The organism is Microbacterium sp. B35-04 (assembly GCF_010634885.1).
Lineage (GTDB): Bacteria > Actinomycetota > Actinomycetes > Actinomycetales > Microbacteriaceae > Microbacterium.
Window position 1 is genome coordinate 101,252 of the sequence record NZ_MWLP01000034.1, and the last position, 21,831, is coordinate 123,082.

The window sequence follows — 21,831 nt, forward strand, 5'->3', positions numbered from 1 at the left end:
CGTTTCTCCTCAGTTGCCGGTGGGGATGTCGAGCACTCCAGGGGCATCCTGCCACTCCTGGATGATGCGGTCCGACGCGTGGATGCAGAGCACCCGCAGCCGGTCGGTCCCGCTGTTCTTGAACCCGTGCCAGGCGCCGGCGGGCGCGGTGGCGGTGTCGCCCGCGACGGCATGCAGCAACGTCTCGTCGATCGTGATGCGCGCCTCGCCCTCGAGCAGCACCCAGGTCTCGGGGTACGGATGACGGTGGATGTCGGGGCCCTGCCCCGGCTCGTTGTCGACGAAGAAGTACGACACGCCGGCGCCGTGCTCGGCGCCCACGAACGTGCGGGTGCGACTCGCTCCCCTGCGGAGCTCGTCGGCCCGAACGATGGGGGGAACCACCGCGGGAGCGGTGGGGAATTCGATGTCCATGACTTCCTCCTGCGACCTCGTGGACGATGGTTTCAGCCTGTCGCGTCGGCGATGAGCACCATAGAGTTTCGATGTGGATCGAAAGTTCGTCGACTTCCAGCTCGCACCGGGCGACCTGACCGCGATCCGGTTCGGCGTCTCGCCGGGTCACGAGCTGTGCCACGCCGTGCGCACGCTGCTCCGACCCGACGAGTACCCGCTGCAGTGGGGATGGATGCGGACGGCCCGCAGCACGATCCCGCGCGACGACTTCGAGGTGCTCGCGCTGCTGATCCGCGACGAGGGGTACTTCCCCGACTTCTTCACGACCACTCCGACGTGGGAGCTCACGCCGGAGGCCGAGGCCGAACGGCTGCGCGACATCGACGACGAGCGTTTCCGCGTCGACATGACGAAGGTGCTGGTACGCACCGAGGGCGCCCGCCAGGCCGCCGTGCAGAGCATGCTGGATCACCCCGACCGCGCCCGCGCGATGATCGCCGAGGCATGGCTGTCGGTGTGGAACACGGGCATCGCTCCGGTCTGGACCCAGCTCGAGCGGCTGCTGCGGGCGGACATCGCCGTGCGGTCCCGCCGCATCGCCGAGAGCGGCATCGGCGCCATGATCCAGACGCTGCACGACCGCGTGGAATGGCACGACGGCGCGGTGCGCGTCGCGATGCGGATCTGGAGCGAGGTCGTCGACTGCCGGGGAAGCGGGCTGGTGCTCGTGCCGTCGGTCATGGGCGCGACCGGATGCTTCGTGCTCACCGAGCCGCCGGCGCAGCCGACGCTGTTCTACCCGGCGCAGGGGGTCACCGCGAGCTGGGCGCGCGACCCCGCCGATGTGACGTCGGCGCTCGGCGCGCTGCTGGGACCCGCGCGCGCCCGCATCCTGCTCGACGCCCACGAGCCGCGGACCACCTCCCAGGTGGCGCGGGACACCGCGCTCGCGATCTCGACCGCGTCGCACCACCTCACCGTGCTGCGCGACGCGGGCCTGCTCGCAAGCACGCGGGACGGCGCCCGCGTGCTGCACCGCCGCACCCCGCTCGGCGAGGCGATGGTCGGCGCCGTGCTCTGACACCGCAGCCAGGCCCCGTTCAGGTGGTCCCCGGTAGACTGACGGGGCCATCCTCGATGTGCATCTACCTGCCTGCGGCCTTCTCTCGCTGCGGACAAGGCGGCACGCAATGCCGCCGTTGCGGCCGGAAAGCCCCGAACCACGATGCACACGACCCTCACCCACGCGCGACCGCGCCCTGCTGACACCGCCCGACGCCCCAGCCTCATCCGCGAAGCCGGCTACGCGTACTTCCCCGTCGCACTGATCGCACGCCTGCCGTTCGCGATGATGGTGGTCGGCATCCTCACGCTCGTCGTGTCGGCGCGTGGATCGCTCGCTCTGGGCGGCGTGACCAGTGCGATGACCGGTCTCGGCACGGCCCTCGTCGGCCCGCTCCTGGGCGCTGCCGCCGACCGCTTCGGCCAGCGCCGGGTGCTGCTGATCGCCGGCGTGGTCAACAGCGTTCTGCTGGGCGCGTTCGCGTGGCTCGCTTTCGCACCGGTCGGAGATGTCGCCCTCCTGGCGGTCGCGTTCTTCATCGGCGCCTCGATGCCCCAGGTCGCGCCGCTCTCGCGGAGCCGCCTCGTCGGCCTCATCGCGCGGGCGTACCCGGCGGAGCGCCGCACGTCGACGGTCAACGGCGCGATGGCGTACGAATCCGCGGCGGACGAGATCGTCTTCGTCTTCGGCCCGGTCATCGTCGGCCTGCTGGCGACCACGCTCAACCCCGCGGCACCCGTGATCGGCGCCGCCGTACTCGGCCTGGTCTTCGTGACCGCGTTCGCCTTGCACCCGACCGCCGCGAAGGCCGCGGCATCCGTCGACGGCGTCCGTCCCCAGCAGGCGCCGCTGCGCGAGCTCTTCCGCGCGCGGGTGCTCGCACCCGTCGTCGGCGCGCTGGGCATGGGGCTCTTCTTCGGCGCGATGCTGACCTCGCTCACCGCGTTCATGGCCGAGCGCGGCGTGCCGGAGCAGGCGGGACTCGTCTACGGCGCGATGGGCATCGGATCCGCCGCGCTCGCCCTCGGCGTCGCGCTGTTCCCGGCCGGCTTCACGCTGCGGGCTCGATGGCTGACGTTCGCCGGCATCCTCGTCGCGGGCGCGGTCTCGCTGCCCTTCGTCGGCACGGTCGGCGCGATGGCGATCTGCCTGCTCGTCATCGGCGTGGGCATCGGCCCGACGCTCGTGACCCAGTACAGCCTGGCGGCCGCCTTCAGCCCCCGTGGTCGCTCAGCGACCGTCATGACGATGCTCGGCTCGGCGGTCGTCGTCGGCCAGTCCGGGGCATCCGCCGTCACCGGCCTCGTCGCCGACGTCGCGGGGGCGGGGACCGCCCTCGGCGCACCGCTGCTCGCCGCCACCGTCGTACTCGGTGCGGGTGTGTGGAACGCGGTCGCCTCGCGTCACTGAGCGCGAGGCATCCCGGCGGACAGCGGTGTCCGCGGTCCGCCGTGTTGTGAACGCGCTCATCCGCTCGGGTGACCATGACGGCTTCGATGACGGACGGGCCACTGCTATGTGATCCCTCACTTTCGGCCTCGATCCGCGGATTCTCGCGGTTCGGCAACCCTGGTTTCTGCCCGCGTTACGCAAATGTTACCGCTCACATCTTGCGCGAACCCGGAATGTGAAGGCTAACATTCAGGCGGACGGGCGGCACGAGTGCGGCCCGCGGCACAGTGATACCGGCGTCGATGCCGGACCCGAACGAGGAGGTTTTGGGAATGAAGAACAGGATTCTCGCCGGTGCAGCGCTTCTGGGAGCGTTGGCACTGGTGGCCACAGGCTGCGCGAGCTCGGGCAACGGCGCAGGGGGCGACGGCGGCGACGAACTCGTGACGGTCGGCTTCGCGCAGACCGGTTCCGAGTCGGGCTGGCGGAGCGCCAACACCGAGTCGATGAAGGAGGCGTTCTCCGAGGACAACGGCTTCGAGCTCATCTTCAACGCCGCCGACAACGACCCGGCGGCGCAGATCGCGGCGGTCCGCGACTTCATCAGCCGGGGCGTCGACGCGATCGTCATCGCCCCGATCGTGGAGGACGGGTGGGACGACGTGCTCCAGGAGGCGTCGGATGCCGGCATCCCGGTCGTGCTGGAAGACCGCACGGTCACCTCATCCGACGATCTGTACGCGAGCTGGGTCGGGCTCGACTTCAAGAAGGAGGGCGTGACCGCCGGCGAGTGGGCGGCCGAGAACTTCGGCGATACCCCGACGAAGATGGTCGTGCTCGAGGGCACCACGGGCTCCGCGCCCGCGAACGACCGTGCCGAGGGCTTCGACGAGGGGATCGAGGGCACGGCGATCGAGACGATCGACTCGCAGACCGGCGACTTCACGCGCGACGGCGGCAAGACGGTCATGGAGGGCTTCCTCCAGAAGTACGGCGTGGACGGCATCGACCTGCTCTATGCGCACAACGACGACATGGCGCTCGGCGCGATCGAGGCGATCGAGGCAGCCGGCGGCGTTCCCGGAGAGGACATCAAGATCGTCTCGATCGACGCGGTGCATGACGGCATGCAGGCCCTCGTCGACGGCAAGATCAACTTCATCGTGGAGTGCAACCCGCTGCTCGGCGAGCTCGCCGCCGGCCTCGTGACCGACGTGCTCGACGGCAACGACGTCGAGAAGGAGAACTACCTCGAGGACCAGTCCTTCACGCAGGAGCAGGCCGCCGAGGTCATCGACTCCCGCGCGTACTGATCCCCGTCCCCGCGTTCGTCGGGGATCGACTGAAGCCGATCCCCGACGGACGTCGGACTCGACACGAAAGCACGGATCGCATGACCGTCAACGAAGACACCCCCGCCGTCGCGATGCGGGGCATCACCATCAGCTTCCCCGGCGTCCTCGCCCTCGACCACGTCGACTTCACGCTCCGCCGCGGTGAGGTCCACTCCCTCATGGGGGAGAACGGCGCCGGCAAGTCGACTCTCATCAAGGCGCTGACCGGCGTGTACAAGATCGACCGCGGCACCATCGAGGTCGACGGTGAGGAGCGGATCTTCGCCGCCACCGCCGACGCGCAGGCGGCCGGGATCTCCACCGTCTACCAGGAGGTCAACCTGTGCTCCAATCTCTCGGTCGGCGAGAACGTGATGCTCGGGCACGAGCCGCGCGGCCGAGCGGGCATCGACTGGAAGGCGGTCCACCGGCTCGCCGCCGAGCACCTTGCAGGCCTCGGCCTCTCCATCGACACGCGCTCTATCCTCTCCAGCCACTCGATCGCGATCCAGCAGCTCGTGGCCATCAGCCGTGCCATGGTGCTGGACGCGAAGGTGCTCATCCTCGATGAGCCGACCTCCAGCCTCGACCGCGGTGAGGTCGAACGCCTGTTCGCGGTGATCCGGGAGCTCCGCGACCAGGGCGTCGCGATCCTGTTCGTCAGCCATTTCCTCGAGCAGGTCTACGAGATCTCCGACCGCATCACCGTGCTGCGCAACGGCCGGCTCGTCGGCGAGCACCTCGCCGTCGATCTGCCGCGCGACAGCCTCGTGAGCCAGATGATCGGGCGCGAGCTCGACGAGCTCGCGGCCATCTCGCGCACGGCCGATCGCGTCATCGACCGGACCGCGGCGCCGGTGTTGCGCGCCACCGGCGTCGGACGGCGAGGGATGCTGGAGCCCGCCGACCTGGACATCTACGAGGGCGAGGTCGTCGGCCTCGCCGGACTCCTCGGCTCTGGCCGCACCGAACTGGTGCGACTGCTGTACGGCGCCGACAAGGCCGACTCGGGAACGGTCGAGATCGGCGGTCGGCCGGCACGGCTCACGTCGCCCCGACACGCGATCGACCACCGCATCGCGTTCTCCTCCGAGGACCGCCGGGCCGAGGGGATCATCGCCGACCTGACGGTCGCCGAGAACATCGTGCTCGGCATCCAGGCGAAGCGGGGATGGATGCGGCCCGTGCGCCGTGCGGAACGCGACCAGGTGGTCTCGGAGTACATCTCGGCACTCGGGGTGCGACCGGCTGACCCGGACATGCTGGTGCGCAATCTGTCGGGCGGCAACCAGCAGAAGGTGCTTCTCGCCCGCTGGCTGGCGACCGCGCCGCAGCTGATCATCCTCGACGAGCCCACCCGCGGCATCGACGTCGGGGCGAAGGCCGACATCCAGCGCAAGGTCGCCGAGCTCTCGGCGCAGGGCCTGTCTGTCGTATTCATCTCATCGGAGCTCGAAGAAGTGCTTCGATTGGCACAGCGAGTCGTCGTCATGCGCGATCGACGCCGCATCGGCGAGCTCGACTCCAGCACCGTCGACCTCGACCTGCTCATCGACTACATCGCCAATGAGGGCGAGGGGAGCGCAGCGTGAAGAAGCTCGTCACACACCGGCTGTTCTGGCCGGTCATGGCCCTGCTCGCACTGATCGTGGTCAACACGATCGCGCGACCGCAGTTCATCAGCATCACCGTGCGCGACGGCCAGCTGTACGGCGCGCTGATCGACATCCTCCGCAACAGCGCTCCGCTCATGCTGGTGGCCCTCGGGATGACGATCGTCATCGCCACCCGGGGCATCGACCTCTCGGTCGGAGCCATCATGGCCGTCTCGGGGGCAGTCGCACTGACGATCATCGATACCTCCGGCGATCCCGGCAGCGGCGCCACCGTGGCGGTCGCGCTCCTGGTCGGCATCCTCGTGGCCCTCGTCCTGGGCGTCTGGAACGGCTTCCTCATCGCCGTGCTGGGCATCCAGCCGATCATCGCGACCCTCGTGCTCATGCTCGCCGGCCGCGGCGTGGCGCTGCTCATCACCGACGGTTTCATCACCACGGTCACCAGCGCGCCCTACAAGTTCATCGCGACCGGGTACGTCATCGGGCTCCCGTTCGCGCTGTTCATCTCGGTGGCGGCGATCGTCGTGATCTCACTGCTGGAGCGGCGCACCGCGCTCGGCGTGCTGACGGAGTCCGTCGGCATCAACCCCGAGGCGAGCCGTCTGGCGGGCGTCCGCGCTCGCGGCATCGTCTTCGGCGCCTACGCCGCGAGCGGCGTGCTGGCCGGCATGGCGGGCGTCCTCTACAGCTCGAACATCATGGCGGCCGACGCCAATGCCGCGGGGCTGTACATCGAGCTCTATGCGATCCTCGCCGTCGTGCTCGGCGGCACGTCGCTGATGGGCGGCAAGTTCACGATCGCCGGAACGGTCGTCGGCGTCCTGACGATCCAGACGCTCGAATCCACCATCCTGTTCCTCGGCGTGCCTTCTGCGCAGGCACCCGTGTTCTTCGCGGCGGTCGTGGTCGTGGTCGTCCTCGTCCAGTCGCCGCGGCTGCACCGACTCGCCCGCGGGCTGTTCGCCTCACGCCGCCCGGACGGCGGCGGTCCGAGCACGCCCGCACCCACACCCCCGACAACGACGGAGCCGACGAAGGCGGAGGCGGTCCGATGACCACGACGACTCAGACCGAGGCGGGGCGTCCGACGCTCGCCGAGCGCTACGCGACCTTCATGAGCCGCCATTCGTCGCTCATGCCGACGTTCGCGGCCATCGTGATCCTGATCGTGCTCCTGGTGGGCGCGCAGTTCGCCTTCGGCAACTTCATCACGCCGCGCAACATGTCGGCGCTGCTGCTGAACAACGCCTACCTGCTCATCCTCGCCGTCGGTCTCACGTTCGTCATCCTGACGGGCGGCATCGATCTTTCGGTCGGCTCGGTCATGGCGTTCACCGGCATCCTCTGCGCGAAGCTGCTGGCGGACGGCCTTCCGGCGATCGTGGCCATACCGCTCATGCTGCTCGGCGGCGCAGCCATCGGCCTGCTGATCGGCGTGCTCGTGCATTACTTCGATGTGCAGCCGTTCATCGCATCGCTGGCGGGCCTGTTCCTGGCACGCGGCCTCGCCTTCGTCGTCAGCCTCTCGTCCATCCGCGTCGAAGACCCCGCGGTGCTCTGGCTGCAGCGCACCCGGCTCACGGTGGGCGACTGGTACCTGACGCCCACCGGCATCCTGGCCCTCCTCATCGTGGCGATCGGCGTCTTCGTGACGCAGTGGACGCGATTCGGACGCACGATCTACGCCATCGGCGGCAACGAGCAGTCGGCGCGGCTGATGGGCCTGCCGGTCGCTCGGACGAAGATCCTCGTCTACGTCATCAGCGGCGTCTGCGGCGGTCTCGCCGGCCTCGTCCTCACGGCCTATTCCGGCGCAGGGTATCCCCTCAACGGCGTCGGCACCGAGCTGGACGCGATCGCGGCGGTCGTGATCGGCGGCACGCTCCTGACGGGCGGGTCCGGCTACGTGATCGGCTCGATGATCGGCGTGCTCGTGTACGGCGTGATCAAGACCATCATCGCGTTCATGGGTGCGGAGCAGTCGTGGACCCGCATCATCATCGGCGGGCTGCTGCTGGTCTTCATCGTCGTGCAGCGCTTCATCGTCACCCGGTCGGACCGTCGCAGATGACCCGAGTGCCATGAGCGGACCCGTTCGCGTCTCGCGACATAATGGCGGGATGGACGAGCGGCGTCCGCTCATGGAACTCACCGGGGCGACGGTAAGGTTCGGCGCGGAGACCGCGCTCGACGACGTGCGCTTCCGCGTGTTCCCGGGCGAGGTGCACTCCCTCATGGGAGAGAACGGCGCCGGCAAGTCGACGCTCATCAAAGCCCTCACCGGGGCGCTGCACCTGGATGCCGGGCGCATCGAACTCGATGGGGATGCCGTCCGCTTCGCCACGCCGGCCGATGCGCTGCGGGCGGGGGTCAGCACGGTCTACCAGGAGATCGACCTGCTGCCGAATCTCACGGTGGCCGAGAACATCTGCCTCGGTCGCGAACCGCGCCGGTTCGGCACCATCCACTGGTCGGCGATGCGCGAGCGCGCCGCGGGGGTGCTGTCGGGGCTCGGGCTGACGATCGATCCGGCGTCGATGCTGGGAAGCCACTCGCTCGCCGTCCAGCAGCTCGTCGCCATCGCCCGCGCGATCTCGATCGACGTGCGGGTGCTGGTGCTCGACGAGCCCACGTCGAGCCTCGACATCGACGAGGTGGCCGAGCTCTTCCGTGTGATCCGCGACCTCAAGGAGCGCGGCGTCGCCATCATCTTCATCTCCCACTTCCTCGACCAGGTCTACGAGATCGCCGACCGCATCACCGTCCTCCGCGGCGGCAGGCTCGTCGGCGAGTACGTGCCCACGGAGCTGCTGCGGATCGATCTCGTCGAGAAGATGCTCGGGCGCAGCCTCTCCGACCTCGGCACACGCGACCGCGTCGACGCCGCGCCGGAGGAGGCATCCGCTCTCCTCACCGCGGAAGGGGTGACGGTCGCTCCCGGCATCGCCGAGGCAGACCTCGACCTGCACGAGGGCGAGGTGCTCGGGCTCGCGGGGCTCCTCGGCTCGGGACGCACGGAACTGGCCCGCGCCATCACCGGCGCCGACCGGCTGGACGCCGGGATCATCACGATCAGCGGCCGACGCGTGGACCCGCGCAGCCCTCGCGAGGCCATCGCGATCGGCGTGGTCTATTCATCGGAGAACCGGCGCACCGAGGGCATCATCAGCGAGCTGAGCGTGCAGGACAACATCACGCTCGCGCTGCAGGCCGAGCGAGGCGTGTTCCGGCGTATCCGGGATCAGCGGCGCCGGGAGCTGGCGATGAGCTGGATCGAGGCGCTCGACATCCGGCCGGCCGATCCTGACCGTCCCGCGGGCACACTGTCGGGCGGCAATCAGCAGAAGGTGCTGCTGGCACGCCTGCTCGCACTGTCCCCGCGCGTGCTCGTCCTCGACGAGCCGACGCGGGGCATCGACGTCGGCGCCAAGGTCGAGATCCAGAACCTCGTGGGAGAGCTCGCCGACAACGGGCTGTCGGTGGTCTTCATCTCGGCGGAGCTCGAGGAGGTGCTGCGCGTGGCGAGCCGCGTCGCGATCCTCCGCGGGGGCCGCGTCGTCGACACCCTCCCCTCCGAGACGCTCACCGTCGAGTCGCTCATGGCGCTCGTGGCACAGGCCGACGACGCCGACGACGAGGCGGCGCGATGACCGACGACAAGCCGGCGCGGTCCGCGAACATCTTCGACGTGGCCCGGCTCGCGGGCGTCTCCCACCAGACGGTCTCGCGGGTGCTCAACGACCTGCCCAACGTCCGCCCCGCCACCCGCGCACGCGTGGAGCAGGCGATCGCGCAGCTGCGGTACAGCCCCTCCCCCGCCGCACGGGCTCTCGTCACGCGCCGCACCCGCACCATCGGGCTGGTCGCACCAGGTGTGTCGGACTACGGGCCGACCTCGGTCGCGACCGCCTTCAACTTCGCCGCACGGGCCGAGCGCTACAGCGTCGAGACGGTGAGCGCTCTCGACCCCGACCCGGCCGCCGTGCGATCGGTGATCGAGTCGCTGCTCCGGCAGCGGGTCGACGCGATCGTGCTGATCGTGGTGGATGTCGGTGTGCTCGAGGTCGTGCGAGGCCTGGACCTCAGCATCCCGGTGGTGGCCGCTGCCGCCACCGCCCGGCGCAGTCCGCTGATCGTCTCGATCGACCAGTACCGCGGTGCGCGCTCGGCGGTGCGGCACCTGGCCGAGCTCGGCCACACGCGGATCCTCCACCTTGCCGGGCCGCAGCGCGCCCCCGACGCCCTCGAACGCATCCGCGGGTGGCGCGATGAACTGGCCTCCCACCGCCTCGAAGTCGTCGAGCCGCGACACGGCGACTGGTCGGCCGCGAGCGGCTACCGGCTCGGCGCCGACCTCGACATCTCGTCCGGCACCGCCGTGTTCGCCTCGAACGACCACATGTCGATCGGCCTGCTGTCGGCGCTGCGCGAGCGCGGGCTGCGGGTGCCGGAGGACATCAGCGTGGTCGGCTTCGACGACGTGCCCGAGGCCGGCTACCTCTACCCCGCACTCACCACCGTGCGCCAGGACTTCGCGAGCCTCGGCGAGCTGATGATGCAGAAGGTGCTCATCGCGGTCGAAGAGCCTGACAGCGTGACCGAGGACACGCCCCTGCCCACGCATCTGATCGTCCGCAGCTCGACCCGCCCGCAGGCGGCGGCATCTCCGCGAGCACCGGCAGCGGCCGACAGCGCCCCGCCCTCGGTGGGAACCGCGGCAGCGCCCTAGGGCCTGGCGTCCGCGAGCAGCCGCCTGATCTCGGCCATCGCCTGCTCGGACTGCACGAGCAGCGCCCGCAGCCGCTCGGCCGTCACCTCCCCGTCGATGGCAGCCCCGGATGCCGCGGGCTCAACGATCGCCGCCGGCTCTGGCACCGCCGCCGGCTCGGGAATCGCCGGAGTCTCAGAGACAGGCAGCGTCGACCCGCCGGCGTCGCCGTCGGCCGCGCTCCCCGCCCCGGCCGCCACACCGGCGCCGACGGCACCCGCCGCGGCCCCGGCGGCGACGCCGTGCGCCGCGTGCCGCGCGAGCGAGGGCTGGTCGGCGTCGGCATCGGTCGGAGCGGCCGGTTCGTCGGTCGCTGCGGCGGCATCGGCATCCGTCTCCGCCGCCTCCGCTCCGCCCCTGCCCGGACCGAGGAACAGGTTCGCCAGGTACCCGGTGAACGTCCCGAAGATGCCGACGCCGACGACGATGATGAGCGTGCCGATGAGCCGACCGGCATTGGTCACCGGGAATCGGTCGCCGTAGCCGACCGTCGAGATCGTGACGAGGGTGTACCAGAGCGCGTCGGAGGCGGAGGTGATGTTGGCGCCGTCGGCGTTCTCTTCGACAGCGAGGATCGTGATGCTGCCGAACTGCAGCACGAGGACGCCCATCAGGAGCAAGGTCATCAGCGCGCTGTTGGCGCGGTCATGGGTGAGCGTCGCCCAGACCGTCCGCGGGCCCAGCTCGCGCAGGAGCCGGAACACCCGCAGCAGCCGGAACAGGCGCAGGATCTTGAACTGCGGGAACGGCAGGCTGGCGAGGAGGTCGGCCCAGCCGAACCCGCGGAAGAAGTAGCGCCCCGGCGAGGGCGCGGTCGAGATCCGATAGATGAAGTCGCCGAGGAAGATGGCGCTGAACAGCGCGTTCATGACCGACAGCACGAGTTCGAGCGCCGAGTCGCCCGCGATGACGTAGACGAACACCAGGTTCACGATCGACAGGATCGACAGCGCGCCGATGAAGATCTCGTACGCGGTGTTCTTCAGCTCGGCGCGCGCCGCAGCTCGCGCACGTGCGCGCTCGCGGGATCGCTCGCGGATCTCGGAGAGGGAACGGGCCATGTCGGCTCCTCGGATCAGGCCACGCCGGACACACTCCGGCTGCGGCCCCCATTGTCCTCGCCCCGATGCCCGCGGCGCGACCGGCGCTTTCGCCCGGAACGCTGTCGGGCAGCCCGAACGCGGGCGGGCTCAGTCGACGACGGTCGCGCGCTCCCCCGCCTCGACGCGCACGGGGAGACGGTTGTTCGCCGGAGGCAGCGGGCACACGTAGTGGTCGCTGAAGGCGCACGGCGGCAGGTAGGCGTTGTTGAAGTCGACCGTGACCGACCCGTCGGCGGCCGGCGCGTCGATCTCGAGGAAGCGGAAGCGGTACGCGTCGACGTTGCTCGTCGCGTCCGCGATCACGGCGCTCAGCCCCTCGGCAGGATCGCCGGTGACCGTGAGCTCGACCGGCGCACCGTCCACCTCGAGCGCGATCGTGCCGACCGCGGGCTCTTCCCGCTCGTACCCGTCGACACTCCGGATGACGTTGATCTGGCCCTCGGCCGCCGGGCGGAACACACCCGTGATCGCCCACGCGTCGTCGTGAGGGAACGACAGGATGCCGCGCAGCCGCGTGCGTCCGGGTGTCTCAGGGTCGAAGACCCGCAGCGCGGGCGCACCCTCGCGGCTGATGGCCTTCAGGCGCAGGCGTCCGACGTCGAAGTGCTCCCCCGGCGCGAGCACGATCTCGTCGGCTGCCGCATCCGGTGCGTCCGCGCGCAGCCCACTGCCGACCACCCGTCCGTCCACCGCGCGCCAGAGTCCCGGGGCGACGTCGTACGCGCGCGCCTCGCCGTCGAGCCAATGCGTGTGCCGGAGCGCGGCGACGCCGTGGTCGGACGATACGGCGCGCCAGCGCGCGTCGGTGACGGTCTCGGGGGTGCTCGCGGGGAGGGTCATGCAGGTCCTTCGTCCGGGGAGGCGGTGGGTTCGCCCTTCCATCAGAACACGGCGCGGGCACACGCATTCCCCGTGGCGATCGGGCGCCGTCATCCGATGTCATCTGCGTACCTTGCAGTTCTAGGTAACTTGTACTTCTATGTACATAGGACTTCTACGCATGGAGGACGATGTGAAGATCGGCAAAGACCTCGTCGCCGCCGCGGCGACGCCGATGGTGCTCGGCATCCTCGCCGACGGCGAGTCGTACGGCTACGCGATCCTGCAGCGCGTCGGCGAGCTCTCGGGCGGCGAGCTGGAATGGAGCGACGGCATGCTCTATCCGCTGCTGCACCGGCTCGAGCGCCTCGGGCACGTGGAGTCCTCGTGGGGCGCATCCCCCAGCGGTCGCCCGCGCAAGCACTATCGCCTCAGCAGCAGCGGCCGCGCGGCGTTCGCCGAGCAGCGGCAGCAATGGGCCGTGGTCAGCCGTGCGCTGCAGCGCGTGTGGTCGGAGCGCGACGGCGGCACGGACTTCGCCGGCACCCCGGCGTTCGGAGGTGCGTGAGATGGCGGATCACCTCGAACCCCGCATCGAAGACCAGATCTCGGCGTGGCGGGCGTACGTCTCGCGCCCCGAGGCGATCGACGGGCGCGACGTCGACGAGCTCGAAGACCATCTGCGCGGGCAGATCGACCGGCTCGCGGCATCCGGTCTCGACGCCGATGAGTCCTTCCTCGTCGCCGTGAAGCGGCTCGGCGGCCTCGACGACCTGTCGCGCGAGTTCGCCCGCGAGCACTCCGACCGGCTGTGGAAGCAGCTCATGATCCCCGGCGAGTCCCGCGCGCCGCGCACCGGCGGGCTCGTACTCGCCGTCGGGCTGGCGGTCGCCGCGGCCCTGGCGATCAAGATCCCGGCCCTGTTCGGCATCCGTTTCGGTGAAGACGGCGACTTCTACGCGCGCTTCGCCGCGCTGCTCGTGCTGCCGTTCCTCGCGACGTACTTCCTGGTGCGTCGCAGGGCGTCGGTGCCCACGATCGCGATGGTCGGCGTGCCGTTCGCGATCGCGGCCGTCGTGATGGCGGTCTATCCCTTCGCTCCGGACGGCGCGACGCTCGTGCTGGCGGCCACCCACGTCGCCGTTGCGCTCTGGATCGTGACCGGCATCGCCTACGTCGACGGCCGGGTGCGATCGAGTCGTTCGCGCATGGACTTCATCAGGTTCACTGGCGAATGGCTGGTGTACCTCGCCCTCATCGCCCTCGGCGGCGGCGTGCTCGTCGCTCTCACGATGGGCGTGTTCTCGGCGATCAGCCTCGACGCGGAGTGGTTCGTCGAGGAGTTCATGGTGCCGTGCGGCGTCGCGGGCGCGGTCGTGATCTCCGCATGGCTGGTCGAGGCGAAGCAGAGCGTGATCGAGAACATCGCGCCGGTGCTGACGAAACTGTTCACACCGCTGTTCACCCTGCTGCTGCTCGCCTTCATCGTCGCCGGGTTCCTGCAGGGAAGCCTCGTCGACGGCGGCGAGACCGAGGCGTTCGGTCAGCGCGACCTGCTGATCCTCTTCGACATCGTGCTCGTGGTCGTCGTGGGACTGCTGCTGTACGCGTTGTCGGCCCGCGAGCCGCTCGCCCCGCCGTCGTTGTTCGACCGGCTGCAGCTGGTCATGGTCGTGGCGGCGCTCGTCGTCGACATCATGGTGCTCGTGGCGATGATCGGCCGCATCGCGGAATGGGGGGCGAGTCCCAACAAGCTCGCCTCGCTCGGACTCAATGTGATCCTGTTCGCGAACCTCGCCGGCGCGGCCTGGCTGCAGCTGCGCTTCACGATGCGCCGCGCTCCGTTCGAGCGGCTGGAGCGGTGGCAGACCGGCTTCCTCCCCGTCTACCTGGCGTGGGCGTCGATCGTCGTCGTGGCGTTCCCGCCGCTGTTCGCGTTCGCGTAGACCACGCCGGGGCCTGGCCGGGCCGCGATGGCCTCGAGCAGCACCTCGTCCCAGCGGGCGAGGAACGCCGGCAGGCCGTAGTGTGCCAGGGCGTGCTCACGCGCCCGCGCGCCCACCTCCGCAGCCCACTCCGGCTCCTCCAGGAAGGCGCGAGCAGCTCGGCGCAGGTCGTCGATGTCCGTCGAGACGACCCCTGTGCCCGCTGCCACGGCCCGCACGGCCTCGGTCGTCGCGAGCGCGACCACCGGCATCCCGAGATGCATCGCCTCTATCAGCGACAGCCCGAGCGAGGTCCACCGGAACGGATGCAGATACACGCGGCGCCGGGCGAGCTCGGCGTGCAGTCGCTGCGGCGCCAGGCTCTCCACCCCGACGATCGCAGGATCGTCGTCGAACGCGTCCGCGAGCCGGCCGGCGTCGATGCCGAACACGTCGAGCGGCGCCTCGCGGGTGAACGCGGGCAGCAGGTCGGTTCCGGTGGCACGCCACCGCCGCACCGGCTCGTTCACGACGACGCCGATCCGGGCCAGCTCTCCGGAGTAGAGCGGACCCGGATCGGGCACGCCGTGCTCGACCACCGTCGTCGGCGCCACGCCGTTGTCCCAGAACAGCCGGTTGAAGTGCGTGACATGGACGATCGGGATGTCGCGCTGGTCGGCGAGCGGATGCCGCGTGGTGAACGCCGCCGGACCGGGCGTGTTGTGCTCGAGATAGACCGCCGGCAGATCACGGCCGGGTACCCGGCCCGTCAGCGTCTCGACCAGCTCGATCTCTTCCGGGCGCTGCAGGACCACGGCGTCGATGTGTTCGGCGCGCAGGGCGTCGAAGGCGACGGCGCGGGCTCGTTGCCATCCCCAGCCGCTGACGCCGTCGTCCTCGCCGGGACGGACGTCGCGCACCGGCAGGAGGTACTCGTGCTCACCGCGGACGAAGGCGTCGGTGTAGCCGCCGTGGATCGGCCACAGGAGGATGCGCACGTCGGCTGCCTAGTAGTCCTCGGGCGCGAGGTCGCCCTGCCCTGCGTCCCCGAGCTCCGCGATTTCCGGGCTGAAGCCCTGGGTATCGGGCTGCAGCGCCGCCGACGGCAGATCCTCACGCGGCACATCGTCGCCGTCGGAGGGCAGATGCGCCGGGTCGTCACCGGTCGCCGTCTCGACGTCCGGGTCCTCGCCGGCGTCGAGCGCGGTCGTGCGATCCCACTCGGCCTGCGCGGGGTCGCGGGTGGGGTCGGGTTCGATCGACGTGTCGCGGTCGCGGAGCGGCTGCACGCCGACCTGCTCCCCGACCTGGCCGTCGGGTGCCGGCGGAATGTCGGCGGGAAGGCTGTCGGACATCGGGTTCTCCTCTCCTCGAGCGGGATTCAGACGCGCGGCGGGTCAGACCTCGCGGGTGGACCCGCCGTGGATCTCGCCGCGCCAGCCGCCTGTCTCACGGCCGCGCTCCTCGATGAACTCCTTGAAGCGCTCGAGGTCCTTCTTCGCGGCCCGCTCGTCGATGCCGAGCGCGGCGCCGGCCTTCTCCGTGAAGGACTCGGGCACCCAGGTCATCTCGAGGGAGACCCGAGTGCCGTCGCCCGCCGGCACGAAGCTGACACGGCCGGTGTGGAGCTTCTCACCGTGGCTCGCCCACGAGATGTGGTCGTCGGGCACCTGATCGGTGATGGTGGCGTCGAACTCGCGCTCCACTCCCCCGATGTTCACGATCCAGTGGGTGCGCTGGTCGTCGAGCTGGTCGATGCGCTCCACCGCGGACATGAAGCGCGGGAACTCCTCGAACTGGGTCCACTGGTCGTAGACGGCCCGGATCGGGGCATCCACGTCGATCTCTGCTGTCACAATGCTGGTCGCCATGACGGCTCCTTTCACTGGAACAGCCACCGTACGAAACCGAGCGGTGCCGGGGCACGGGGTTGACTCCGCGAAAGGCCGCGGGTAATGCCCGCCTCGAGCATCGGTGAGCGTCAGCTCACGCGGAACACCCGGATGCAGACGTGCCCGGGCTCGGGCCGCGCGTAGCCGACGAACTGCGCCTCGGTGAGCCAGCGGTGCGCCTCGGCACCGGTCTGGAACACGAAGGCGGTGCGGTAGTACAGCTCGTCCTCACCGACGTCCTCGCCGGCGTAGAGGCGCCGCTCGACGTCTTCGCCGGCGTGCCAGTAGCCGCGGTTGACGACGTCGACGGCCGCGCCGTCGTCTGCCTCGATCAGGTAGCGCGCGTCGAGCTGCGTGGTCGCGCCCCGCGTCACCCACCAGTCGGCGCCGACCCCCAGCACGCGTCCGTTCAGCCGCGGCCCTACGACGGTGCCGCCGACGATGGGCGTCACGTTGAGATCCTCGGATGCCGTGCGCCCGACGCGGATCGGCTCGGACACCGCGACCCTCAGCTCGAACACGAACTCGAGCCCGGGCTCGAGGGCGCTCATGCGACGGCTCCGGCGACACGTGCCTCGACGGGGGTCAGCCCGCCCAGTGCCGCCTCGACATCCCGTGCCGCCGCGAGGGAGATGTGGTCGGCGTTCCGTGGCCCGATGAGCTGCACGCCCGTCGGCAGGCCGTCCTCATCCAGCCCGGTAGGGACGGCGACCGAGGGCAGCCCGAGGAAGTTGACCGTCACCAGCAGCCGGTGGTCGCGCCAGAGCTCCGTGGTCGCCGCCGGGCCCGACAGGTCGTAGCCGATCTCTGGCATGCGCCGCGCCGAGACCGGGCCGAGCACGATCGGGTAGTCGGCCTGGAACCTCTCCCACGCGGCCGCGATGACCGCGCGCTGCGCCCAGGCGCCGCCATAGGCCTCGCCCGACACGAGCACCTCCGTCTCCTCGGCGTTGTCGAGGAAGTACCGCGTGGAGCCGTGCGACAGCGGCACAGGGAGCGCGCCGGGGAGGAAGGCGCCGACCATCTCGGTGGTCGAGATCCGACGCCACAGCGTCGCCGCCTCCTCGATCAGGGGCGGTTCGACGTCGTCGACGGTCCATCCGGCCTCGGCGAGCGCGGCGGCGGCGCGGTCGACCGCGGCGGCGACCTGCGGGTCCACGCCCCAGCCGAGCGGGTCCCGCACGACGGCGACCCGCCGGCGGCCGTCGTACGAAGCCGGATGCGGCAGCGTGAGGGCCGCCGGATCGCTGCCGTCGGCGCCGTGCATGATCGTGAAGGCCGCGTCGAGGTCGTCGACGCGCCGGGCGATCGGCCCGTTCACGGCGAAGAGCTGCAGTGACAGCGACACCGGCTCGGTGATGTCGGCCATCGGAGCGGGGATGCGGCCGGCCGACGGGCGCAGCGCGCAGACGCCCGCGGCGTACGCGGGCAGCCGGAGCGAGCCGCCGTAGTCATTGCCGAGGCCGAGTGGCGTCATGCCGGTCGCCACCGCGACCGCGTCGCCGCCGCTCGAGCCGCCGGGCACCCGGAAGGGGTCCCATGGGTTGAGCGTGCGGCCGAACAGGTCGTTGTCGGTGTCCCAGCGCAGGCCCCAGTCGGGCATGTTGCCGCGGCCGATGGGGATCGCGCCCGCCTCGAGCAGGCGGCGGACCATCGTGGCGTCCTTGGCGGGGACCGCCTCCGCCATGAACGGCCAGCCACTGGTGCTCGCCGACCACGTCAGGTCGATGTTCTCTTTCACGGTGAACGGCACGCCAGCGAGAGGTCCGACGGTCTCGCCGGCGTCGAGCGCCGTGTCGATCGCGTCGGCGAGGGCGCGCGCCCGCTCGTGGAACACGACGGTCAGCGCGTTCACGACGGGGTTCATCGCGTCGATGCGGTCCAGGTGGGCGTCGATCACGTCGCGCGCGGTCGTCGAACGCGAGCGCACGGCATCCGCGATCTCGCGCATGCTGAGCTGCCACAGGTCTCGGTCGGTCATCTCTCTCCTCGGGACGTAGGGATGTGGGTGGTCGCGGTCGCGACCGTCGGCAGGGCGGACGTGCGTGCCGGAAGCCGGCGCCGAGGCACCCACCCCGCCCGCGGTATCGAATCGAGCAGGGTGCGCGTGTACTCGGCGTGCGGGCGGTCGAGGACGTCGGCGATCGGCCCCTGCTCGACGACCGCGCCGGACTTCATGACCACGACGTGGTCGCAGAGGCGCCGGACGGTCGTCAGATCGTGCGAGATCATCAGCAGCGCCACGCCGGTGGTGCGACGGATGCCGTCGAGCAGCGTCAGGATCTCGACCTGGGTCGTGACGTCCAGGGCCGAGACCGCCTCGTCGAGCACCAGGATCTCGGGCTCGGCCGCGAGCGCCCGTGCGATCGCGACGCGCTGCCGCTGGCCGCCGGACAGCGAACGCGGTCGCTGCGCCGCGAGCGCGGGTGCGAGCATCACGGCGGCCATGAGCTCGTCGACGCGGGCATCGAGCTCGGCGCGTCCGATGCCGCGCCGATGCACGGCGACCGCCTCCGACAGGCACTGCCCTACGGTCTGGCGGGGGTCGAGCGATTGGTAGGGATCCTGGAACACCATCTGCGCGATCCGCGCCCGGGCCCGCCGATCGGCCGCATGCCGGGCCGGCCGGGTCCAGTCGGCGCCCTTGACGGTGACCGACCCGGCATCCGCCGTCTCGAGACCGCAGATGATCCGAGCGGTCGTCGACTTGCCCGACCCCGACTCGCCGACGATGCCGAGCGAACCGCCGCGAGCGAGCGTGAAGCCGATGTCGTCGACCGCCACGAACTCCTCGCGGCCGCCGCGCGGCGAGCGCACCTGGAAGGTCTTGCGCAGCCCGTCGACCGAGAGCACCGGTTCGTCGGCCTCGACGCGGTCCGCGATCAGGTCGCCGGGCAGGGTCGCCGACAGCAGGCGCTGCGTGTACGGATCCGCGGCATCCTTCCGCATCGTCGCCGCACGAAGGGTCTCGACGGTGCGCCCGTGCTGCATCACCGCGACGCGGTCGCAGACCGCACCGGCCAGCGCCAGGTCGTGCGTGATGAACAGCAGGGCGAGGTCGCGGTGGCGGCGGAGGTCGGCGATCACCGCCATCACCTCCTCCTGCGTGGTGACGTCGAGTGCCGTCGTGATCTCGTCGGCGAGGAGGAGCGGCGGGTCCATGGCCAGGGTCGCCGCGATCATCACGCGCTGCAGCAGGCCGCCCGACAGGTCGCCGGGCCGCTGCCGCATCCGGCGGGCGGGGTCCGGGATGCCGACCTCGGCGAGCAGGTCCTGCGCGCGCCGGTCGGCGGCATCCGGCTTCTCCCCCGCGACGGATACGAGCGCCTCTGTCATGAAGTCGCCGATCGTCCGCAGCGGGTTGAGGTGCGCCCGCGGGGTCTGGAACACCATGCCCAGCCGTCGCGCCCGGATGTCGCGCAGGCGCCGGGCGGGGAGCGTCGAGATGTCCTCGCCGTCGATGCGGATCGTGCCGCCCACGGTGAAGCCCTCGGGAAGGAGCCCGGCCACGGCACGCACCGACAGCGTCTTGCCCGACCCCGACTCGCCGACGAGACCCAGCGCCTCGCCGGCGCGCACCTGCAGCGTGCAGTCGTGCACGAGCGTGCGCGGTTGCTGAGCCTGGCGACGCACGTCGGGCGCCGGCGCGGCGATCGACACCTGATCCAGTTCGAGGACGAGAGCGGTCATCGGTCGGCTCCTTCGGCCCAGGTGGTGACGCGCGCCCCGAGGATGTTCACCGCGAGCACCGTGACGACCACGAGCGCGGCGGGGAACATCGACTGCTCGGGGGCGCCGACGAGCAGCGACGGCTGCCCCGCGGCGATCATCACACCCCAATCGGATGCCGGCGGCTGGGCGCCGAGCCCGAGGAACGAGATCGCGGCCAGGTCGAGCATCGCGTACCCGAAGCCCACCGTCGACTGCGCGAGCACGGCCGGCAGGAGCGCGGGGACGAGGTGGCGGAAGCAGATCGCGAACGATCCGACGCCCTGGATGCGCAGCGCCGCGATATACGGCTTCGAGAGCTCCTGCCGTGCCGAGGCGCGGACCAGCCGCGAAACGATCGGCAGGTACGCGATCGACAGCGCCACGACGGGGGCGATGAGCCCCTTGCCGAACATCGACACCGCGAGCACGGCCAGCACGAGGCCCGGGATGGCGAAGATGACCTCGATGAGCCGAGAGCTCACGCCGTCCACCCATCCGCCGAACCACGCCGACACGATGGCGAGCAGCGTGCCCAGCAGCGAGGAGGCCAGCACGACGAGGATCGGTCCGAAGACGCTCGGGCGGGCGCCGACGAGGACGCGGGACAGGATGTCGCGGCCGAGGTCGTCCGTGCCCATCCAGTGCGCGGGGGACGGCGGACCCGCCACCGGTCCGGCGTAGAGCTGGTTCGGGTCGTACGGGGCGAGCAGCGGACCGAACAGCGCCATCGCCAGGATGACGATCATCACGACGCCGGCAGCGATCAGCAGCGGATCGCGCACGGCCAGGCGACGGGCGAAGGTCGGGACGCGGCCGCCGGCGAGCTGAGCGACGCTCATGCGTTCCTCCTCGGCTTGACGGAATCGGGGTCGATCACGGCGATCGCGATATCGGCCGCCGCGTTGAAGACGACGAACAGGATCACGAGCAGCAGCGAGATCACCTGCACGACCGGCAGGTCCTTGCGGGCGGCCGCCTCGGTCAGCAGCGAGCCGAGCCCGCCGAGACCGAACGCCTGCTCGGCGATCGCGGAGGCGGCGAAGAGCCCTGCGACGGTGGCGCCGGAGATCGCGAGGATCTGCGGCGAGGCGTTGAGGAACACGTGATGGCGGAAGATCCTGGCGCGTGGGATGCCGCGCACGCGGGCCGTGTCGACGTGCTCGGAGTGCAGCTGCCCCACCACGGCACCGCGCGTGATCCTGCTCAGGTACGCGATGTACAGCACCGAGAGCGAGATCGCGGGCAGGGTCAGGTGGTAGAGGTTGTCGAGGAATCCTTCGCCGGCGCCGTACACCGGGAACCAGCCCAGCACGCGGCCGAACACCCAGATCAGCAGGATCGAGACGACGAACGTGGGCAGTGCGACGCCGAACGAGGTGGCGACCAGCACGGCGCGGTCGGTTCTCCGGCCGCGCGTGGCCGCCAGGATGCCGGAGCCGATGCCGAAGACGACGATCAGTACGAGCGTGTACAGCACGAGCAGCAGGGTGATCCCGAAGCGCGGCGCGATGAGCTCGGCCACCGGTGTCTTGTACACGAAGGATGTGCCGAGGTCGCCGCCGAGCACGCCGGTGATCCAGTAGAAGTACTGCACCCACACCGGCTGGTCCAGGTGGTACTCCGCCTTGATGGCCGCGATCATCTCCGGCGTCGGCCGCACACCCCCGGCGAGCGCGACGACCGGGTCGCCGGGGGTGAGCAGGACGGCGGAGAAGATGACGATGCTCGACAGGAACAGGGTGAGCAGCAGCCCTCCGAGCTTGCCCAGCAGCTGCCGGGCCACGCTGGCGTTCATCGTCGTCCCTTTCCGGT

General features: G+C 70.6%; 21 protein-coding genes. 10 read left to right on the forward strand and 11 right to left on the reverse strand.

What is annotated here, in order from left to right; translation table 11 throughout:
• Positions 1–9: 9 nt before the first annotated feature.
• Positions 10–414 carry a cupin domain-containing protein gene (locus B1729_RS09535; RefSeq protein WP_163632380.1) on the reverse strand — a complete coding sequence of 135 codons (405 nt, stop codon included), beginning with the start codon at positions 412–414 and terminating at the stop codon, positions 10–12.
• 73 nt (positions 415–487) lie between these two features.
• On the opposite strand from B1729_RS09535, the gene B1729_RS09540 reads away from it, so the two are divergent.
• The 8 genes from B1729_RS09540 (at position 488) to B1729_RS09575 (ending at position 10,530) form a co-directional block, all read left to right on the forward strand.
• Entirely contained in the window at positions 488–1,477 is a 990-nt protein-coding gene (locus tag B1729_RS09540; RefSeq protein WP_163618179.1) for a DUF5937 family protein, read from the forward strand.
• Between the two features lie 144 nt (positions 1,478–1,621).
• Entirely contained in the window at positions 1,622–2,869 is a 1,248-nt protein-coding gene (locus B1729_RS09545; RefSeq protein ID WP_163632381.1) for an MFS transporter, read from the forward strand.
• A 314-nt stretch (positions 2,870–3,183) separates the two neighbouring features.
• Positions 3,184–4,164, forward strand: a complete 981-nt coding sequence (locus tag B1729_RS09550; RefSeq protein WP_163618177.1) for an ABC transporter substrate-binding protein — start codon at positions 3,184–3,186, stop codon at positions 4,162–4,164.
• Between the two features lie 80 nt (positions 4,165–4,244).
• Entirely contained in the window at positions 4,245–5,777 is a 1,533-nt protein-coding gene (locus B1729_RS09555; protein ID WP_163618176.1) for a sugar ABC transporter ATP-binding protein, read from the forward strand.
• Positions 5,774–6,856 (forward strand): ABC transporter permease, encoded by a 1,083-nt coding sequence (locus B1729_RS09560; RefSeq protein WP_163618175.1) that lies wholly within the window; start codon positions 5,774–5,776, stop codon positions 6,854–6,856. Before B1729_RS09555 ends, B1729_RS09560 begins: the two co-directional genes overlap by 4 nt.
• A complete protein-coding gene (locus tag B1729_RS09565; protein ID WP_163632383.1) occupies positions 6,853–7,872 on the forward strand; it encodes a sugar ABC transporter permease YjfF in 1,020 nt (339 codons plus the stop codon). The genes B1729_RS09560 and B1729_RS09565 overlap by 4 nt, the downstream gene beginning before the upstream one ends.
• Positions 7,873–7,921: 49 nt before the next feature.
• Entirely contained in the window at positions 7,922–9,451 is a 1,530-nt protein-coding gene (locus B1729_RS09570) for a sugar ABC transporter ATP-binding protein (RefSeq protein ID WP_163632385.1), read from the forward strand.
• The gene (locus B1729_RS09575; protein ID WP_163618172.1) at positions 9,448–10,530 is read left to right on the forward strand and encodes a LacI family DNA-binding transcriptional regulator; all 1,083 of its coding nucleotides are present in this window, start codon (positions 9,448–9,450) and stop codon (positions 10,528–10,530) included. Before B1729_RS09570 ends, B1729_RS09575 begins: the two co-directional genes overlap by 4 nt.
• Here the strand turns inward: B1729_RS09575 and B1729_RS20600 are convergent.
• Positions 10,527–11,630 carry a potassium channel family protein gene (locus tag B1729_RS20600; RefSeq protein WP_204260078.1) on the reverse strand — a complete coding sequence of 368 codons (1,104 nt, stop codon included), beginning with the start codon at positions 11,628–11,630 and terminating at the stop codon, positions 10,527–10,529. The genes B1729_RS09575 and B1729_RS20600 overlap by 4 nt on opposite strands.
• 129 nt (positions 11,631–11,759) lie before the next feature.
• Positions 11,760–12,512: a DUF1684 domain-containing protein gene (locus tag B1729_RS09585; RefSeq protein WP_163618171.1), complete on the reverse strand. Its 753-nt coding sequence runs from the start codon at positions 12,510–12,512 to the stop codon at positions 11,760–11,762.
• 172 nt (positions 12,513–12,684) lie between these two features.
• Here B1729_RS09585 and B1729_RS09590 point away from each other — a divergent pair, with 172 nt between their 5' ends.
• Together B1729_RS09590 and B1729_RS09595 are read left to right on the forward strand one after the other, a co-directional pair.
• The gene (locus tag B1729_RS09590; protein ID WP_163618380.1) at positions 12,685–13,059 is read left to right on the forward strand and encodes a helix-turn-helix transcriptional regulator; all 375 of its coding nucleotides are present in this window, start codon (positions 12,685–12,687) and stop codon (positions 13,057–13,059) included.
• Between the two features lies 1 nt (position 13,060).
• On the forward strand, positions 13,061–14,437 hold the full coding sequence (locus B1729_RS09595) for a permease prefix domain 1-containing protein (protein ID WP_163618170.1): 1,377 nt from the start codon (positions 13,061–13,063) through the stop codon (positions 14,435–14,437).
• Here B1729_RS09595 and B1729_RS09600 read toward each other — a convergent pair.
• The 8 genes from B1729_RS09600 to B1729_RS09635 all read right to left on the reverse strand — a co-directional run bounded on the left by B1729_RS09600 (position 14,377) and on the right by B1729_RS09635 (position 21,814).
• Entirely contained in the window at positions 14,377–15,414 is a 1,038-nt protein-coding gene (locus tag B1729_RS09600) for a glycosyltransferase (RefSeq protein ID WP_163618169.1), read from the reverse strand. The two genes, B1729_RS09595 and B1729_RS09600, sit on opposite strands and share 61 nt — an antisense overlap.
• Before the next feature lie 9 nt (positions 15,415–15,423).
• Positions 15,424–15,771: a sugar ABC transporter ATPase gene (locus B1729_RS09605; RefSeq protein WP_163618168.1), complete on the reverse strand. Its 348-nt coding sequence runs from the start codon at positions 15,769–15,771 to the stop codon at positions 15,424–15,426.
• Between the two features lie 42 nt (positions 15,772–15,813).
• Complete coding sequence (locus tag B1729_RS09610; RefSeq protein WP_163618167.1) at positions 15,814–16,287, reverse strand: SRPBCC family protein; 474 nt, start codon at positions 16,285–16,287, stop codon at positions 15,814–15,816.
• Positions 16,288–16,397: 110 nt separating this feature from the next.
• Positions 16,398–16,859, reverse strand: coding sequence for a DUF3237 domain-containing protein (locus B1729_RS09615; RefSeq protein ID WP_163632387.1), 462 nt, complete (start codon positions 16,857–16,859; stop codon positions 16,398–16,400).
• Positions 16,856–18,289: an amidase gene (locus B1729_RS09620; protein WP_163632389.1), complete on the reverse strand. Its 1,434-nt coding sequence runs from the start codon at positions 18,287–18,289 to the stop codon at positions 16,856–16,858. Before B1729_RS09620 ends, B1729_RS09615 begins: the two co-directional genes overlap by 4 nt.
• Positions 18,286–19,998: an ABC transporter ATP-binding protein gene (locus B1729_RS09625; protein ID WP_163632391.1), complete on the reverse strand. Its 1,713-nt coding sequence runs from the start codon at positions 19,996–19,998 to the stop codon at positions 18,286–18,288. Before B1729_RS09625 ends, B1729_RS09620 begins: the two co-directional genes overlap by 4 nt.
• Positions 19,995–20,858, reverse strand: a complete 864-nt coding sequence (locus B1729_RS09630) for an ABC transporter permease (RefSeq protein ID WP_163632393.1) — start codon at positions 20,856–20,858, stop codon at positions 19,995–19,997. Before B1729_RS09630 ends, B1729_RS09625 begins: the two co-directional genes overlap by 4 nt.
• Entirely contained in the window at positions 20,855–21,814 is a 960-nt protein-coding gene (locus tag B1729_RS09635) for an ABC transporter permease (RefSeq protein ID WP_163632395.1), read from the reverse strand. The genes B1729_RS09630 and B1729_RS09635 overlap by 4 nt, the downstream gene beginning before the upstream one ends.
• Positions 21,815–21,831: the final 17 nt, after the last annotated feature.

Bases quoted from the DNA above. Each gene is read 5' to 3' on its own strand.
- B1729_RS09610 (WP_163618167.1), bottom strand. From the start codon at position 16,287: ATGGCGACCAGCATTGTGACAGCAGAGATCGACGTGGATGCCCCGATC.
- B1729_RS09535 (WP_163632380.1), bottom strand. From the start codon at position 414: ATGGACATCGAATTCCCCACCGCTCCCGCGGTGGTTCCCCCCATCGTT.
- B1729_RS09575 (WP_163618172.1), top strand. From the start codon at position 9,448: ATGACCGACGACAAGCCGGCGCGGTCCGCGAACATCTTCGACGTGGCC.
- B1729_RS09565 (WP_163632383.1), top strand. From the start codon at position 6,853: ATGACCACGACGACTCAGACCGAGGCGGGGCGTCCGACGCTCGCCGAG.
- B1729_RS09605 (WP_163618168.1), bottom strand. From the start codon at position 15,771: ATGTCCGACAGCCTTCCCGCCGACATTCCGCCGGCACCCGACGGCCAG.
- B1729_RS20600 (WP_204260078.1), bottom strand. From the start codon at position 11,630: ATGGCCCGTTCCCTCTCCGAGATCCGCGAGCGATCCCGCGAGCGCGCA.
- B1729_RS09620 (WP_163632389.1), bottom strand. From the start codon at position 18,289: ATGACCGACCGAGACCTGTGGCAGCTCAGCATGCGCGAGATCGCGGAT.
- B1729_RS09585 (WP_163618171.1), bottom strand. From the start codon at position 12,512: ATGACCCTCCCCGCGAGCACCCCCGAGACCGTCACCGACGCGCGCTGG.
- B1729_RS09555 (WP_163618176.1), top strand. From the start codon at position 4,245: ATGACCGTCAACGAAGACACCCCCGCCGTCGCGATGCGGGGCATCACC.
- B1729_RS09630 (WP_163632393.1), bottom strand. From the start codon at position 20,858: ATGAGCGTCGCTCAGCTCGCCGGCGGCCGCGTCCCGACCTTCGCCCGT.
- B1729_RS09595 (WP_163618170.1), top strand. From the start codon at position 13,061: ATGGCGGATCACCTCGAACCCCGCATCGAAGACCAGATCTCGGCGTGG.
- B1729_RS09615 (WP_163632387.1), bottom strand. From the start codon at position 16,859: ATGAGCGCCCTCGAGCCCGGGCTCGAGTTCGTGTTCGAGCTGAGGGTC.
- B1729_RS09625 (WP_163632391.1), bottom strand. From the start codon at position 19,998: ATGACCGCTCTCGTCCTCGAACTGGATCAGGTGTCGATCGCCGCGCCG.
- B1729_RS09550 (WP_163618177.1), top strand. From the start codon at position 3,184: ATGAAGAACAGGATTCTCGCCGGTGCAGCGCTTCTGGGAGCGTTGGCA.
- B1729_RS09635 (WP_163632395.1), bottom strand. From the start codon at position 21,814: ATGAACGCCAGCGTGGCCCGGCAGCTGCTGGGCAAGCTCGGAGGGCTG.
- B1729_RS09570 (WP_163632385.1), top strand. From the start codon at position 7,922: ATGGACGAGCGGCGTCCGCTCATGGAACTCACCGGGGCGACGGTAAGG.
- B1729_RS09545 (WP_163632381.1), top strand. From the start codon at position 1,622: ATGCACACGACCCTCACCCACGCGCGACCGCGCCCTGCTGACACCGCC.